Origin of the sequence: Rhodohalobacter halophilus, assembly GCF_001715195.1 — a bacterium.
Taxonomy (GTDB): domain Bacteria; phylum Bacteroidota; class Rhodothermia; order Balneolales; family Balneolaceae; genus Rhodohalobacter; species Rhodohalobacter halophilus.
In genome coordinates this window covers 50,003-64,198 of the sequence record NZ_MDWE01000023.1, presented here as the reverse complement: position 1 = coordinate 64,198, position 14,196 = coordinate 50,003, and the positions used below count along the sequence as shown (strand labels likewise).

Here is a 14,196-nt window from a genome sequence, read left to right as displayed (position 1 = left end):
ATTATGAAAAATATTGGACTCGTACTATTGGCAATGATGATCGCCGTCAGTTGCGCCACGACTGAAACGGTTTCTGATTCGGATGACTCGGCCGGAGGTGAACGATCACCCTACCTGAAAATTGATAATGAGGTGGTTGAAGAGTTTGTCCTGGAGGAACTGGATGAATTTGAACAGCAGCTCTACTTAAACAGAAATCGATTAACGGATCAGTTTTCAACGATACAACACGATCTACCGGAACAGTTTACCCGCGAGGTAACATTTGAAGAGCAGCAGGTGGATCGATATGCAGGATATCGAGTGCAGATACTCTCCACCAGGGATGTGGTCCATGCCGATACCACCCGGGATCATTTTGTTGCATGGGCAGATAGCACCATTGATGGGTATAAACCCAACGCGTATGTGCATTTCCGTCAACCTTATTATAGGGTTCGTGCCGGAGACTTTTCAAATCGAGAGAAAGCAATTGAATTTTCACGCCTGATTAAGGAAGATTACCCGGAAGCCTGGATCGTTCACGACCGGATTGAGCCTGAAAGAGTTCCGGCGGATACGACCAGATTCAGGTTTCTGGAGATTGAGATCACTGAAGATGAACCGGAGCAAGTAATCGTAGATTGATACAAAAAATCCCAACTCAACAAAGAGTCGGGATTTGTATTTAGTAAGTTTATCTACACATTAAAACGGAAGAGCATCACATCGCCATCCTGAACGACATACTCTTTCCCTTCCTGCCTCATTTTACCGGCCTCTTTTGCGGCTTTCTCTGACCCGAGAGAGACATAATCGTCATAAGCTATTGTTTCAGCCCGGATAAATCCTTTTTCAAAATCGGTGTGAATCACTCCGGCTGCCTGAGGAGCTTTTGTACCCTTTTTAATCGTCCAGGCACGAACCTCTTTCTCTCCGGCCGTGAAATAAGTAATGAGTCCAAGATTCTTGAATGCAGCCTGAATTAAACGGTCGAGACCGGCGGAGTCGACACCAAGTTCTTCCAAAAACATCTCTTTTTCAGTTTCATCCAACTCTGCAATTTCAGCTTCAATCTTTGCGCAAAATGTCACCACCTCATCATCAAATTTAGAAGCTATGGATCGAACCGTCTCTACATAATCATTTCCAGTGTTGATCTCATCTTCTGATACATTGCAGGCGTAGAGAACCGGTTTGTCGGATAGCAGGGAGAGATCACGGAAAGCTTTTCTATCCTCTTCATCTGCATCAAAGGTACGGGCACTGTTCCCTTCTTCCAGATGGTTTGCCAGTCTTTGAACGATATCTAGCTCGGCTACAATTTTCTTGTCCCCACTTTTCGACTGTTTTTTGAGATTTTCTACACGCTTCTCTACAGACTCAAGATCTTTCAGGATCAATTCGTCTTCAATGATATGAATATCGCGCTCCGGATCTACAGATCCTTCAACGTGGATAATGTCATCGTCTTCAAAACATCGAACAACATGAACAATCAGGTCTACCTCGCGAATATGAGAGAGAAATGCATTCCCCTTTCCTTTTCCTTCGGATGCTCCTTTAACAAGCCCCGCAATATCAACAAACTCAATTGTTGCAGGCAGCGTCTGTTTTGGTTGAATCAATTCTGACAATTTATCAAGGCGATCATCAGGAACAGTAACCAAACCCACATTCGGATCAATCGTACAAAATGGAAAGTTTGCGGATTCTGCTCCTGCATTACTGAGCGCATTAAAAAGTGTGGACTTTCCAACGTTTGGGAGTCCGACAATACCACATTTTAAATTCATAAATTCCTTACCTAAATATCGAGTGAAGTTTGTTGTATAAAAGTTCGTTCGGGTAGCAGAACAGCAGTTAATTTTCCATAACCCAATTTTTCGTAGACACACCCGGTGTCAATACCGATCATTTTCTTTTTCTGAATTGGATACGGCCGCGGTGTGTGCCCAAACACGACAGTTTTTTCCCACGGCGTCTCAAAAGAGTCGACATGTTCCCTTCCCCATAAAAAGAAATCGTTAAACTCATCTGTTTTAAGAGTTTCTCGTATTGGTTGATGAGACGGGACACCGGCATGTACAAAAAAGTACTCCTCAGTATCGTAATAGAGTTCCGTTTGTCTGTAAAAGTCCAGATGTGCTTCAGGGATATCCACCGCGTCATTCACTCCGTAGGAGTCTAATGTGGAGCTACCGCCATTCATGATCCAGTTGTAATCTTTTTTTGATTTGAAAGAGTCCAACAGCATCTGCTCATGATTCCCTCTCAGAAATACACAATCACGATCATTTTTTACATGAAGAAGAAAGTCTACAACCCCTTTAGAGTCCGGCCCCCGATCAATATAATCTCCGATAAATATAATTTTGGCGTCCGGATAAGACTCAAGCTTTTTCCAAAGAGCCTTCAGGGATTCCACGCATCCGTGAATGTCGCCAATTGCGATTAGTTGTTGACTCATAAATTATGAGGTTTCGATTAAACCTCTTCCGGACTTTTTAATTTTACCTTCTTTTTTGAATTGGTTGAGAACAGCATCTAATATTCCGTTAACAAAATTACCGCTTTTTCGGGTTGAATAATCTTTTGCCAATTCAATAGCTTCATTTATGGTCACTTTTGTGGGGATATCTTCGAAGTATAAAAACTCGGAAATGGCCATTCTTAATATGAGTTTATCAAGCGTGGCCAAGCGATTAACTTTCCAATTGTTGATATGATTCTGAATAATTTCATCGTACTCATGTGCATGATCTACTGTAACCAGGAGTAATTTTTCTGCAAATTTGATGGAATCAGTGTCATCTTTCAATTCAGCCTTGATGATATTTTTAGTAACATCCTGCGTGCGGCTGCTGCCTACCTCTACCGCATAAATGGATTTTAGTGCTGATTCCCGTGCTGCTCTTCTGTTCGACATACTTGTTTATAAATTTTCAAAGACTTGAAAAATACAAAGCTTTACACTCAGCCGAAAGATTTGGGTGTGATTTCTTTTGCTATTCAAATGCGGAGTATTGTATATTTGGATTCTTGGGTTCATAGCTCAGTTGGTTAGAGCGCATCGTTGACATCGATGAGGTCGGCAGTTCGAATCTGCCTGAACCCACAATCAAAACTGTAAGTCATTGGTGTTCAATGGTTTAGTTTTTGCGTTACCATTTTTGTTACTGAAAAGTGAGCAAAATCAACGGTTCTGAGTGGTGAAGGTGAAAAATTAAATGTTTTGTTGAAACGCCATTTTTACCATTAATACCATGATTTCAGTAAGTGCAAAAATAATATGTTTTGTTGAACTACCATTTTTACCATTTTTACCATGAACCTGAAAGGAATTGATACGGTGGTTTATATCACCTATCAATATTCACTATATTGATTGTGGTGTGGTGCTACATCAATAAAGTGTTAATTGTTCGAGAGCCAGTTTCCTTTGTGGTGAAGGTGCTGGCTCATTTTTTTTGGATATGCCTCTCTATTACCAATATTCGCAAAAATGCCCCTCACGGCTCAGAAACGGCTTTCATATTTGGCCTGAGAGCTTCGATCTCATCCGGTGCAATGGTATAGGTCTAATAAAAAAGCCCCTCAGCTACCAACTGAGAGGCTCCAGATGAAATAATGATTTATAGCTCTTTCGGGGGTTCTCCTTTGCAATCCTTAGCATTCACGATAACAACTTCGATAAAGTCGCCTTCAATAATTCCCTTTTCTTTTCTGAATGCTTCAAAGTCATCAACGTTATCAAATTCATGTTTTCCATGTTTGATATGTGAAGCGCTCACAGATCCATCGCCTTCAGCAATGGCGATCCATGCAGTAGGCAGATCCTTTTTTGGTGCGTGAAGCTCTTCAAGTTCAGATATTCTTTTATTCAGATTCATCATATCGGTTTTCATTGTATAGGTTCAAAAATTCCTTATTCTCCTTCGTTCCTGACGTGGCTTCCAGCTTTAACAATTCGCCATAAGTAGGATATTCTCTATCCGGTGCAATGGCTTCCAGCTTATCGAGTCGTTTATCAAATTTCATCAGCTTACTTTTTTGAGCTGTCTGTTTTCGAGAGCTTCGATCCGCTCCACAATTTCAGAAGTTTCTACTAACCTTCGATAGCTGTTTATAAGCGTACTGATTGCATTAGCTGAACGGATCTTTTCGTTATTATCTGCATCAGATAAAAGTATCCGCTCCATCTCCTGAAGAGCGTGAGAGCCTATCAAAAGAACCTGGTCTACTGTGTACGCTTTGCGCTTTCTGCTTCGTTTATCTGCCATTACAAATTTATTTAAATAATTGTAATTACTATTTATAGCCCATTTTATGGGGGTTATCCTAAGTGTCGCCTTGCTTCAATATGTCGCCTGACTTCAGCCAGTTCAGCTTGTAGCATCTCAATTTGCAGATTTAAAGCCTCCTGCCGTGCCTGTGCTGTTTGTAGATCCATTTCGACAAGCTGGCTCTGCATACCGGCATACATCTTGTAATGTTCATATCCGAGTTCTTCCATCATCCAAAGATCAATAATGTTTTTGCGAAATGGCTTCGCCTGCTCTTTGGTTAGTTCACCTTTGCGAACAGAATCCGCTATCTGCTCCAGTCCTGATCGGAGTTCTGATTTTGTTTGTTCAAATTTTTCTCGTGTCATCATTTTATGATTTGTTTATGGTTTTCATTATTGAAATACTTTCATCCAGTTCAGATAGAAAGTCTGCCGGATTCGTTTGGTTTTCGTTATAATCACTGAATCCGTTCTGTTTCATCCATTGAATTGAACACGCTTCACCTTCATTAAACAGGTCTGGATATTTGCTTTTAAAGGCTTCTATTCCTTGCTTTCCGGCTCTGTCGCTGTCGGGTTCCAGTATAGATTCAGCAAATTTAATATGGCCGTTTGTGATTTCATCCCATCCCATTTTTTTCAATGCCATACGATGAACAGCGTAATGTTCATATTCATGGTATAGGGTGTTTATTGTCTTGCTCAACTGTCTGACAACAACGGCAATCAGATAAGGTTCTGACAGTGTACAGAATCCATTTACACGGCTTTGCTTCGTCATTGTGGCGTTATCCGGTGTCGCTTCAACTAAGAGCATCAACGGCAGTTTTTCATAGTCCGGTAGTTCCGCAACAGCTAATAAAAGCGGTGTGCGTATCGGTTCCGGTAACTCCTTGAATGTTATTTTCCGGTAGCAGAATCCCATGATTGTATTTTCTTTTTTAATTTTTCGGTTTGCTTACTAATACTCAAAGACGGAACAGGGGGTGCAACACGGTGTTTTTTACTAAGGCTTCCAAACGAAACACATTTACACATCTCTTTTAGCTCTGCATTGAGTTCGTCCATTTCTTCGACAACCGGAAGGAACTTTTTTAATACCTTGTTCGCCTGTTTGACAACAATTTTCCGATAATCGGCAGATACTTCTTGAAGCTGTTTGTTTGCCTCTTCGAGTTCCTTATTTGCGTCCTGTATTTGCTCCTGAAGGGCTTCAACGGTATTGGTGGCATTACGTGCCGCCTTTTTTGCTTCGTCAATTTCAGAGCTGTTTCCTGCTTTGTATGCCTTATCTAAATCCCGATTGGCTTCATCCTTTGCGTTCAGAGCTTCGTTATATTCAGTTCGTGTTTTCTTCAGCTTGGATTCAAGAGAACTGATTTTTTGCGGTAAATTTGATAGTCTTTTGTACTGTTCGGTTTCCGTTAGATTCATCTGATTTTATGTTTTTAAATGATTATTGCGATTAAAATTAATGTGGCAAACAGTGCCAGTATGATTGTTTCAAGTTCGGGGAGTCGTTTATTTGCGGTCATGGTCTTGGGGTTTAGTCTAAAACTTTATCAATAGGGAACTCAGGATCTGCCAGCATATCTTCCACTAAAAAGAGAATATCCTGATAGGCATGGTTCATACCTTTGTTGAAGTCGGTTTCATGTTCGATTGCTTGCTTTCTCATTCGTATGAATTTGGCAATATCAGCCAGTTTTTTTTCTGTCATTGGTGTGGTGCTTTGTTAGTGTTAGTGAAACTCGTCTATATTCTTTTTTTAGAGCCAATAAAGGTGATATAAGGCCAGTTTCAACTGAAGCCCTCTCAGCTCGATTGATCTCATTCTGAAGGCATTTCAGATATGTTTCTCTATCCTTACACATCATCCCAGCTTTTTGGATAGCCTCTATCATCAAAGATCTCTCCAGTGAACGGATTCCAGCCATGGGGTGAAAAATCTCTCAGATCGTACTCAATCAAATAATCAGCAATATCATATCCTTTGTGCTGATCCGGTGCATTCTCTTCCAATAGAGTGGAAACGCTTATATCAGCCATGTGAGCCAGCTCCAGAGCCTTATCATTCCACTGATTGAAACAACCGATATCTGGAAACAAAACAACCTTTCGGCCTTTGAGCGGTTGCATCTTATATTCATTGATACCATTTAGCTGGCCTGAAGCCATCCAGGTGAACTGAGTTAAATATTGTGAGGCAATGATTGCGGTTTTCTCACTCTCCACAATAGCCACTGGCCGATCATCCAATAAGTGAAGGCCATAAAAGCACTGTACCAACTCAAAATCATTCAGGTGGCCGGATCTCTTTAGTTTGGAGTGTATCCAGTCCTGAGAATATCCCTCTTTGATCCGGTGGCCATCATTTGAATAGGCCATCATCTTACCGGAACGGATCTTCTCTTCCTGGTCTATCTGCCAAAATATTGCCCAGCCATCTGAGGAAGTACCAACTCTATACTCTTTAGCCGTATCGGTGGCAAGCGCCCAGCTCCAGCCCTTCAGTGTGGCCATCCATCTGATCAGTGAATTGCGTTCATATTTGCCCAGAGAGCGCTCCAGATATTCTTTTGATATGTAGCTCGGCACTGGCTCAGGTGGTGGCTCAGGCATCGAATATAAAGCACTGCCAATACTCAGGCCGTCTGCCTCTCTCGGTGGTTTGTGATAGCCACAATTCAGCTCTCGATCACATCTTCCAACATCTTCAGGAAGGTAGTTTCCATCTTCAGAATCAACGTATCGAACAAAACGTTTTTTCTGGCAAGCTGGACAGCGAAACTTTTTGCTTCCTGAATCTAATTGATATCTAAACTTAGTGAGTGCCATTCATCGAATATTTTTTCATAAAAACAACCCGGCCAACGTCTTTGACTTCTGAGAAGATCCCCAGATTCTGAAGCCTCTTCCTGAAGTTCTTCCTCGCTAATGGTTTGAGCGCCTCTCCATAGCAATACTGCCGATAATCATCGTAAACGGGCTTTTCCTTCGTCCAATGGCTCGGCTCAGGTTTGTAGTTCATTTCATCTACAAACAGTGCCACTGAATCCGATTCCTTCCTGAACTCTTTGAGAACTTCATCACTTGCCTGGCATCGTGAAAATGTACCCTGTTCGAGTAGTCGGTTGAGGCCATCCAGAACCCAGTTCAATACTCCTGGTAATTCATTTGCAATGATCTTCTCTGCCAGCTTTGGATCTCGCTTTTCCTTCTCGATATACACATCAAAGGGAATGATCAGAAAGCGCTCGAAAAAGGCGTCTGTATGCTCAACATCAGCCGGAAGAGTGTTTGTATTGAATGCAAATTTGCAGACGTTTGTCATCAAAAACGGCTCTTTATATGGTAAACGGCATTCAATTGGTTCACCACTTGCAAGCTGTTTGAAGGTGTTACTCTGGAGTCGATCACCAACATCGGAAGCCCAGTTGATTAATTTGTTTACCAACTTTGCCCGGTGATATCCATCATCGCCAGTAACTGATTGAAGTGAGTAGTATGATATATTATCCTCTCCCAGCATTGCCCGGATGATATCGAACATCACAGATTTTCCATTTCGGCCACTACCATAAAGGAAGAGAACTTTCTCCAGCTTCAGATTTCGGGTGAATATGTAACCCATAAACTCAGCCAGTACCTTTTGGCTCTCTTCATCCGGTAACACTTCAGAAAGGTATCTCTCAAATATTGGTGCGGTGGCTTCAGGATCGAACTCAAAGTTCATCTGATACGTCAAATAATCTTGTGATCTGAATTCTCTTAATTCGTAGCCCTCCGGTGTAATTTCGAGAGTACCATTTTGAAGATTAATCAGCGTGGTGTCATCATCTATTTCAGGCTCTGGAAGGTGTGCTGAGGCCTCAAATTGTTTGAAGAGTTTATCTTTGAACTCATAATGTCTGGAGTCAAATTTTGGAACTCCCATCTTCTCAGCTCCTTTGCCCAAAAACGTGGTCAATACCGCTTCATCAATCACAATCCAGTATTTACCATTATACACATAATAGTAAATGTATCGTTTGCACAGATCCCAGCCACGACTCCGGGCAATCTCCAGGAGCTTCTCAATCGTAATGATCAGATAGTGTTTTTGATACAATTTCAGGCCTTCGATCTCTTTCTGGATCTTAGCCAGTGTATCATCATCATTTGATTTAGTAGCCTCTTCCTTTCGCTTCAGGAGCTTATCGTACTGATCAGAAAAGGCCTCAGCCTTAAAATCAATCGGTTTGATCTGTTTGAGAAGATAATTGAGTATGTACGTTGAATCTTTATCAACGCCATTCGTGGCCAATGTGGTGGCCTCGTCCATTATTTCATCTGGGGTAATCATGTTAATTGTTCGTTTATGTTATTGGAGCGGTTTAATGTGGTGTTGCTCCATGAATTGGTAAAATTCGTCTGTCGGATATACTATTGAACGGCCATGTTTCACATAAGAAAGTTGTTTTGAACTTCTCATGTATTGAAGTTTTCGAGAACTCCATCCGGTCAACTCCATTACTTCCTCTTTAGTGAGGAAGGGCTTCTGGTTCGATTGCTCGGCTATTTGTGGAATACGTTCATCAAAAACCTGATTAACGACCTGCTTCAGAATGCTTGCCTTCGTTAGTATTAAAGTATCTTCCATTGCTTAAGTGTGTGGTGGTTTTTGTTTGCTTCATGCGCAATATAAAGCTATGGAATTCAATAAGTTAAAGAACAAAGTTACCTAATTAGAGGAACGCTGTTCCCTTTGGTATCTCTTCCTGGCTGAATCGAATGAATCAAAGCTTGTGTGTCTTTTTTCAATTCCAAGAGATTCCATTTCCGCAATCATTTTTTTATAGACACTTTTCCAACTAATTTGATCATCTCGATAAATTTTAAATGCAGTATCCCAGTAATTTTCTGAATAATATTTCAGGCGTGGATCTTGATAGGTATCAAGTTTTAACTCAACAATCTTCACAAACTTTTTAAGGTTTGCTAAGCCATCCAGTGCTCTTTTGTGATAAATCTTATCATTCACATCTGGCCAGTATTTTCTCATTATGCCCAGTTTATAAGAAAAACTTTGATTATTGATATAGTCCTCAATTTCAAATTTCATTGACTGAAGTCTTTCTTTTGATCCTTTTGATATTTCATCAACAAGGTTCACTAAATCAGTTTTTCCAGTTATCTCACATTTTAGAATTTTAGATAAAGTTTCTGATAGTGTTATCATAACAGCGTTATTTTATTCATGGTAAAAATGGTAAAAATGGCATCTGAACAAAACATTTAATTTTTGCCCTTTGACAAAAACAGCGTTTCCAGCTCAGAATCGGCATCGTATTCCCTCAGGTCATCCAGGTATTGCTCAGTAGTGGCTCGATCACTGTGAGCCAGTGCCTTGCCTATCGCTTCCAAACTGAGGCCTTTCTTTTTTGCCCAGCGTGCAAAGGAGTGCCTCGAAATATGGAATGATATGTTCGTCTGGATATCAGCCATCTTCTGAATTTCTTTCAGATCTCTGTTTACAATAGCGTTTGCAGATCCTGCCTTTTTCTTCAGCCCTAACGGTGTGAGATTCTTCTGCTGGATGATCGGAAAGATGAAATTCTCAATACTATCTGGATGATCTTTATAATGGCTCAGGATCTCGATTGCTGGCTGGAGTAGTTTGATATTCTTCTCTTTACCATTTTTACCCATCTCATATATCAATCGGCCATCTTTGATATTTTCCCACTTTAACAGAGCCAGATCTGTGAACCTGATCCCTGCATTCCAAAACGAAAACAGGAAGTAGTTTCTCACGTGCCATAAGGATGAACCCTTTTCCAGCTCCAGAGCCTCAATCCTTTCAATTTGTTCAATGGATAGAGCCTTTTTCTTCGACTTCACAGTGGCAACCTTGTTGTAGTGTGGATCATCAAACGGATTCGACCTGATATATCCCTGCTTATTGGCCTCTTTGAGTAATCGCTTCAGGCGTACCATCTCTTTTGATATCGTATTAACATGGTTTGCCTTCCATTGTATAGAGCCATCATCATTAAATTGATCTTTCCCCAGCCATTCTTTGAAGTCCTCCAGGAACTGAACATCAATATCAGAGAAGCGTACTTCATTTGAGTAATCATCAGAAGAGCGTACAAAGTCCTGTATCTTATTCAATAACACTCTGAAATGTTTAGCCTGGTGATATTGGCCATCATCTTCCATTGAATTGATCTGTTTGTCAACAAAGGAAACAACCTCTCCAGACTGATCATCATTGTTGAGCTTCTTCACGATCTGTTTTCTATTGATACCCGGATTCTGTTCAATGATATCCTCAATCCTTTTCCAGATTTTGTATATCTGATTATTCCAGGCATCAGCTGAAGGATGATCTTTGATCCAGTTCCGCTTTATGTAGTTCCCTCGCTTATTCCACATATCTTTGTCAATGTAGATCTCAGCTGAGTAAAGAGAATATGAGCCTTGCTGAGTAATCCTGAAATATACCGGGTACAGATCATCAGCTGTTTTTCTTCTCTTCAGTAGGAAAGGTTTGATCGTGGTTTTCATTGGCGTGGTGCAAAGTTACCGTTTCTGTTACCAAGAATTTACGGTTCTTATTGCTTAGTTGAAAACCAATGAACAACAAAATAAGGGAATAAAATAGATTAGAGCGTATTTATAGTTCAGTTCACTTCATGGCTCTACACTGGTTTGAGTCTGCCTGAACCCACTCCTATCTTTTCCGCTTGTTTAATTCTACCTGTCGGATTTATACATTTCCAATTATCCGACGAAGATTTAGACAACTGTTGAGCAACTCTTTTTAGTCTTTCCCAATATTATATGCGAATACGAATAGAAAAGAGTGTCAGAATTTGGGGTGTTTTGTATAATTAATTTCCGGAACGATCTAAGACAAATAGTTCATTCAGAAATTTCAGGTTAATAGAATCACGAACTGTTTCTACCTTCTCTCCCTTAACGGCTACAATCTCGTAGTAAGCCATATCAGAGCAGCGTATGATGTCACTCCACAATTGATCACAAGCCGTAATTTGATAAGAGATGGAATCGGCATTGTGTGAAACCTCAAATAAGATTCTGTGTTCATCGATGGACGATTGACGATGCTCCCAATCTACAGACTCTATTAATGTGAGAGTCTCATCAGTGGGCTCATTTAATAAGGCGTCATTCCGGGTTAATTGCGAATTAAGCGGCTCTGCCAGAATATTGGAGTCAGAGGGGATCACAGCACTTCGAATGACCAATTGCTGTTGATAATTATTGACACCCGGAGACGGAAACGTTTGCAGTGTGTGTAATTTACACGCCGAAATCAAAATCAGAGATGCTAATAGAACCATCCCGGATGCTGCATAAAAATGTGACGATAGCCACTTCATGATTTTACCCTGGTTGATGGAGTCCGTCCAAATTTCAGACTCAATATCACTCCTAACTTTTTACCCCACAGGCGAATAAAATGCCTGCGCTTAATTGATTGCTAAATCAGTTATTTAATGTAACGATTTTTACGGATGGATATTCAATGAAAACTGACCAACAACCGATTATTAAAAAAATTTCATGTAAGTAATTTATCCTATTAAAGTATTCGCTTAGAGCGATAGTCAAAATTTTCTGACTATCCGAAATACCTATTAATAGAAAATGAGTGAAGTGTTATGATTCTGAATGAAATATTCCCCGACTCTTATTTTGTTTCCAATATCCCTCACGTTAATTTATATGGATAATTTTCCTTCTAATAACAGACTCATGACAAAATTTTCAATAACAATTATACTGATGTCGGCCATTCTGGTTGTCAGTTGTAGTAATGATTCAGATATGAACCAAAATCCCTTTTACTCAGAAAGCTCCCTCCCATTTGGAGCACCGGACTTTAATAAAATTGAAAACTCCCATTTTTTGCCGGCGTTTCAGCGTGGAATGGAAGAGCAGCTACAGGAAATTGAGGAGATAGCTAATCAGGATGAAGAACCCACTTTTAATAATACCATAGTTGCCATGGAGATGAGCGGTGAACTGCTCACCCGGGTTCAAAGAGTATTTTTTAATTTAACATCGGCTCACACAAATGATGAAATTCAGAAAATCCAATCTGAATTGGCACCTTTGTTAGCTGCTCACTCAGATAATATCTATCTGAACCGAAACCTGTTTGAACGAGTTGAATCACTCTATAATGATATAGACAATCTTGATCTCGACAGTGAATCGCGCAAATTGCTTTCAGATACTCACCGCGACTTCATACGAGCCGGTGCTCAACTCAGTGACGAACAGCAATCGCGGATGAGGCAAATTAATGAGCAAATTTCTTCTCTTACAACAGAATTTCAGGAAAAACTGCTCGAACTTACCCGTGAGAGAGCCGTTGTTGTGGATGACGCCGATATGCTCGATGGTCTGAGTCGTGATAGAATAGCATCAGCAAAACAGGCAGCGGAGCAGCGCGGCCTTGAAGATCGTTACCTGATCAATATTTCGAATACAACCCGTCATCCCCTCCTCTCCTCCCTAAATAATCGCGAAATGAGACAAAAAGTATGGGAAGCTTCAGCTTTTAGAGGATTGGGAGAAAATGGCGGAATTGATACACGCCCTATTGTTCTTGAACTCGCAGAGCTGCGGGCAGAAAGAGCCCAACTTCTCGGCTACGAAACCTATGCGCATTATGCACTTGAACCTCAAACAGGGGAATCACCTGAACGCGTTCTGAACTTGTTACAGGATTTAATACCTCCCGTAATTACCAACAGTAATAATGAAGCCTCACTTATTGAACAGTACATGAGGCGCGATGGAGTTGAAGATAATTTGCGGCCATGGGATTGGGAATATTACGCAGAAAAAGTTCGCCAGGAACAGTATAACATCGATGATAATCAGGTTCGAGAGTACTTTGAACTTGACAAAGTGTTAAACGACGGTGTTTTCTATGCCATGGAAAAACTCTTTGGAATTACGTTTGAAGAGCGATTTGATCTACCCGTTTATCATGAGGATGTTCGTGTTTGGAATGTTATGGATGATGACGGATCTCAGATTGGACTTTTCTACGGTGATTTCTTCAGCCGAGATTCTAAACGAGGCGGTGCCTGGATGAACTCTTTTGTAGTACAATCTCACCTGAAAGAGAGAAAGCCGGTAGTCGTTAATGTATTGAATATCACACCTCCCGCAGAGGGAGAGCCTGCATTAGTCAGCTTCGATAATGTAACCACATTATTTCACGAAATGGGACATGCTGTTCACGGTCTCTTTTCCGATGTCACCTACCCTTCTCTTGCAGGTACTTCGGTTCCGCGAGATTTTGTAGAGTTTCCATCTACCTTTCAGGAGGATTGGGCAATTCTGCCGGAAGTTCTTGAAAACTATGCCGTCCATTATGAAACCGGCGAACAAATTCCTCAGGATTTGCTGGATAAACTGATTGAAGCCCGGGAGTTTAATCAAGGTTTTGATACCTACGAGTATCTTGCCGCAACATTAGTGGACATGGAGTGGCATCTGTTATCTCCGGGGTCAATTCCTTCAGATGTGGTTGCATTTGAAAATGCTTCCCTTGCAAAATACAACCTGAACAATCCGGCGATCCCTCCAAGATATAAGTCGGCATACTTCTCCCACATCTTTTCCGGCGGATATTCTGCTAATTACTACGCATATATTTGGAGCGAAATTTTAGCTGCAGATTCTTTTGCATATATGAAGAATCAGGGAGGGCTGACCCGTGAAAATGGAGATCGCTTCCGGCAGTATATTCTCTCCAGAGGCGGCAGTGATGAAGCGATGAATCTCTATCGGGAGTACAGAGGCGGTGAGCCCGATGTGCAACATTTACTTGAAAGACGAGGCCTCTCCTCAGACTAGTCACACATCAAAGCAATTTTATGTCAGCCTCATTCAAACTG

General features: G+C 41.0%; 19 protein-coding genes and 1 tRNA gene. 4 read left to right on the top strand and 16 right to left on the bottom strand.

What is annotated here, in order from left to right; translation table 11 throughout:
• Window positions 1-3: 3 nt before the first annotated feature.
• On the top strand, window positions 4-627 hold the full coding sequence (locus tag BG260_RS07655; protein ID WP_083750165.1) for an SPOR domain-containing protein: 624 nt from the start codon (window positions 4-6) through the stop codon (window positions 625-627).
• Window positions 628-680: 53 nt separating this feature from the next.
• Here the strand turns inward: BG260_RS07655 and ychF are convergent, their stop codons facing one another.
• Genes ychF through nusB form a run of 3 tightly spaced genes read right to left on the bottom strand, consistent with a single transcriptional unit; the run spans window position 681 to window position 2,908 of the window.
• Window positions 681-1,775: a redox-regulated ATPase YchF gene (gene ychF, locus BG260_RS07650; RefSeq protein WP_069131374.1), complete on the bottom strand. Its 1,095-nt coding sequence runs from the start codon at window positions 1,773-1,775 to the stop codon at window positions 681-683.
• An 11-nt stretch (window positions 1,776-1,786) separates the two neighbouring features.
• Window positions 1,787-2,449 (bottom strand): metallophosphoesterase family protein, encoded by a 663-nt coding sequence (locus BG260_RS07645; protein ID WP_069131373.1) that lies wholly within the window; start codon window positions 2,447-2,449, stop codon window positions 1,787-1,789.
• 3 nt (window positions 2,450-2,452) lie between these two features.
• Window positions 2,453-2,908, bottom strand: a complete 456-nt coding sequence (gene nusB / locus BG260_RS07640) for a transcription antitermination factor NusB (protein ID WP_069131372.1) — start codon at window positions 2,906-2,908, stop codon at window positions 2,453-2,455.
• A 115-nt stretch (window positions 2,909-3,023) separates the two neighbouring features.
• Here nusB and BG260_RS07635 point away from each other — a divergent pair.
• Window positions 3,024-3,097: transfer RNA gene (locus BG260_RS07635), tRNA-Val, on the top strand.
• A gap of 517 nt (window positions 3,098-3,614) precedes the next feature.
• On the opposite strand, the gene BG260_RS07625 is transcribed toward BG260_RS07635, so the two are convergent.
• From BG260_RS07625 to BG260_RS14595, 10 genes are all read right to left on the bottom strand, one after another.
• On the bottom strand, window positions 3,615-3,875 hold the full coding sequence (locus BG260_RS07625; protein ID WP_141691540.1) for a hypothetical protein: 261 nt from the start codon (window positions 3,873-3,875) through the stop codon (window positions 3,615-3,617).
• Window positions 3,859-4,020: a hypothetical protein gene (locus BG260_RS14165; RefSeq protein ID WP_176719456.1), complete on the bottom strand. Its 162-nt coding sequence runs from the start codon at window positions 4,018-4,020 to the stop codon at window positions 3,859-3,861. The genes BG260_RS07625 and BG260_RS14165 overlap by 17 nt, the downstream gene beginning before the upstream one ends.
• A complete protein-coding gene (locus tag BG260_RS07620) occupies window positions 4,020-4,262 on the bottom strand; it encodes a hypothetical protein (RefSeq protein WP_069131369.1) in 243 nt (80 codons plus the stop codon). The genes BG260_RS14165 and BG260_RS07620 overlap by 1 nt, the downstream gene beginning before the upstream one ends.
• Before the next feature lie 53 nt (window positions 4,263-4,315).
• On the bottom strand, window positions 4,316-4,636 hold the full coding sequence (locus tag BG260_RS07615) for a hypothetical protein (protein WP_069131368.1): 321 nt from the start codon (window positions 4,634-4,636) through the stop codon (window positions 4,316-4,318).
• Window position 4,637: 1 nt separating this feature from the next.
• Window positions 4,638-5,192 (bottom strand): hypothetical protein, encoded by a 555-nt coding sequence (locus BG260_RS07610; RefSeq protein WP_069131367.1) that lies wholly within the window; start codon window positions 5,190-5,192, stop codon window positions 4,638-4,640.
• Window positions 5,168-5,701, bottom strand: coding sequence for a hypothetical protein (locus BG260_RS07605; protein ID WP_069131366.1), 534 nt, complete (start codon window positions 5,699-5,701; stop codon window positions 5,168-5,170). Before BG260_RS07605 ends, BG260_RS07610 begins: the two co-directional genes overlap by 25 nt.
• 112 nt (window positions 5,702-5,813) lie before the next feature.
• On the bottom strand, window positions 5,814-5,987 hold the full coding sequence (locus tag BG260_RS14160) for a hypothetical protein (protein ID WP_176719455.1): 174 nt from the start codon (window positions 5,985-5,987) through the stop codon (window positions 5,814-5,816).
• Window positions 5,988-6,133: 146 nt separating this feature from the next.
• Window positions 6,134-7,105 (bottom strand): DUF6371 domain-containing protein, encoded by a 972-nt coding sequence (locus BG260_RS07600; protein WP_069131365.1) that lies wholly within the window; start codon window positions 7,103-7,105, stop codon window positions 6,134-6,136.
• Window positions 7,092-8,612: a DNA primase family protein gene (locus tag BG260_RS07595; protein ID WP_083750164.1), complete on the bottom strand. Its 1,521-nt coding sequence runs from the start codon at window positions 8,610-8,612 to the stop codon at window positions 7,092-7,094. Before BG260_RS07595 ends, BG260_RS07600 begins: the two co-directional genes overlap by 14 nt.
• 18 nt (window positions 8,613-8,630) lie before the next feature.
• Window positions 8,631-8,741, bottom strand: a complete 111-nt coding sequence (locus BG260_RS14595) for a hypothetical protein (RefSeq protein WP_408005556.1) — start codon at window positions 8,739-8,741, stop codon at window positions 8,631-8,633.
• A gap of 3 nt (window positions 8,742-8,744) precedes the next feature.
• On the opposite strand from BG260_RS14595, the gene BG260_RS14355 reads away from it, so the two are divergent.
• Window positions 8,745-8,891 carry a hypothetical protein gene (locus BG260_RS14355; RefSeq protein ID WP_245683926.1) on the top strand — a complete coding sequence of 49 codons (147 nt, stop codon included), beginning with the start codon at window positions 8,745-8,747 and terminating at the stop codon, window positions 8,889-8,891.
• A gap of 99 nt (window positions 8,892-8,990) precedes the next feature.
• Here BG260_RS14355 and BG260_RS07585 read toward each other — a convergent pair whose 3' ends face one another.
• The 3 genes from BG260_RS07585 to BG260_RS07575 all read right to left on the bottom strand — a co-directional run bounded on the left by BG260_RS07585 (window position 8,991) and on the right by BG260_RS07575 (window position 11,658).
• Complete coding sequence (locus BG260_RS07585) at window positions 8,991-9,488, bottom strand: hypothetical protein (RefSeq protein WP_069131363.1); 498 nt, start codon at window positions 9,486-9,488, stop codon at window positions 8,991-8,993.
• A 56-nt stretch (window positions 9,489-9,544) separates the two neighbouring features.
• Window positions 9,545-10,819, bottom strand: a complete 1,275-nt coding sequence (locus tag BG260_RS07580; protein WP_069131362.1) for a site-specific integrase — start codon at window positions 10,817-10,819, stop codon at window positions 9,545-9,547.
• A 326-nt stretch (window positions 10,820-11,145) separates the two neighbouring features.
• A complete protein-coding gene (locus BG260_RS07575; RefSeq protein WP_069131361.1) occupies window positions 11,146-11,658 on the bottom strand; it encodes a hypothetical protein in 513 nt (170 codons plus the stop codon).
• Between the two features lie 376 nt (window positions 11,659-12,034).
• Between BG260_RS07575 and BG260_RS07570 the strand changes: the two genes are divergently transcribed.
• The gene (locus BG260_RS07570) at window positions 12,035-14,155 is read left to right on the top strand and encodes a M3 family metallopeptidase (protein ID WP_069131360.1); all 2,121 of its coding nucleotides are present in this window, start codon (window positions 12,035-12,037) and stop codon (window positions 14,153-14,155) included.
• The last annotated feature ends 41 nt before the right edge of the window (window positions 14,156-14,196 follow it).

Bases quoted from the DNA above. Each gene is read 5' to 3' on its own strand.
- BG260_RS07605 (WP_069131366.1), bottom strand. From the start codon at position 5,701: ATGAATCTAACGGAAACCGAACAGTACAAAAGACTATCAAATTTACCG.
- BG260_RS07585 (WP_069131363.1), bottom strand. From the start codon at position 9,488: ATGATAACACTATCAGAAACTTTATCTAAAATTCTAAAATGTGAGATA.
- BG260_RS07595 (WP_083750164.1), bottom strand. From the start codon at position 8,612: ATGATTACCCCAGATGAAATAATGGACGAGGCCACCACATTGGCCACG.
- BG260_RS07600 (WP_069131365.1), bottom strand. From the start codon at position 7,105: ATGGCACTCACTAAGTTTAGATATCAATTAGATTCAGGAAGCAAAAAG.
- BG260_RS07645 (WP_069131373.1), bottom strand. From the start codon at position 2,449: ATGAGTCAACAACTAATCGCAATTGGCGACATTCACGGATGCGTGGAA.
- ychF (WP_069131374.1), bottom strand. From the start codon at position 1,775: ATGAATTTAAAATGTGGTATTGTCGGACTCCCAAACGTTGGAAAGTCC.
- nusB (WP_069131372.1), bottom strand. From the start codon at position 2,908: ATGTCGAACAGAAGAGCAGCACGGGAATCAGCACTAAAATCCATTTAT.
- BG260_RS07655 (WP_083750165.1), top strand. From the start codon at position 4: ATGAAAAATATTGGACTCGTACTATTGGCAATGATGATCGCCGTCAGT.
- BG260_RS07625 (WP_141691540.1), bottom strand. From the start codon at position 3,875: ATGATGAATCTGAATAAAAGAATATCTGAACTTGAAGAGCTTCACGCA.
- BG260_RS07580 (WP_069131362.1), bottom strand. From the start codon at position 10,819: ATGAAAACCACGATCAAACCTTTCCTACTGAAGAGAAGAAAAACAGCT.
- BG260_RS07620 (WP_069131369.1), bottom strand. From the start codon at position 4,262: ATGGCAGATAAACGAAGCAGAAAGCGCAAAGCGTACACAGTAGACCAG.
- BG260_RS14160 (WP_176719455.1), bottom strand. From the start codon at position 5,987: ATGACAGAAAAAAAACTGGCTGATATTGCCAAATTCATACGAATGAGA.
- BG260_RS14165 (WP_176719456.1), bottom strand. From the start codon at position 4,020: ATGAAATTTGATAAACGACTCGATAAGCTGGAAGCCATTGCACCGGAT.
- BG260_RS07575 (WP_069131361.1), bottom strand. From the start codon at position 11,658: ATGAAGTGGCTATCGTCACATTTTTATGCAGCATCCGGGATGGTTCTA.
- BG260_RS07615 (WP_069131368.1), bottom strand. From the start codon at position 4,636: ATGATGACACGAGAAAAATTTGAACAAACAAAATCAGAACTCCGATCA.
- BG260_RS07610 (WP_069131367.1), bottom strand. From the start codon at position 5,192: ATGGGATTCTGCTACCGGAAAATAACATTCAAGGAGTTACCGGAACCG.
- BG260_RS07570 (WP_069131360.1), top strand. From the start codon at position 12,035: ATGACAAAATTTTCAATAACAATTATACTGATGTCGGCCATTCTGGTT.
- BG260_RS14595 (WP_408005556.1), bottom strand. From the start codon at position 8,741: ATGAGAAGTTCAAAACAACTTTCTTATGTGAAACATGGCCGTTCAATA.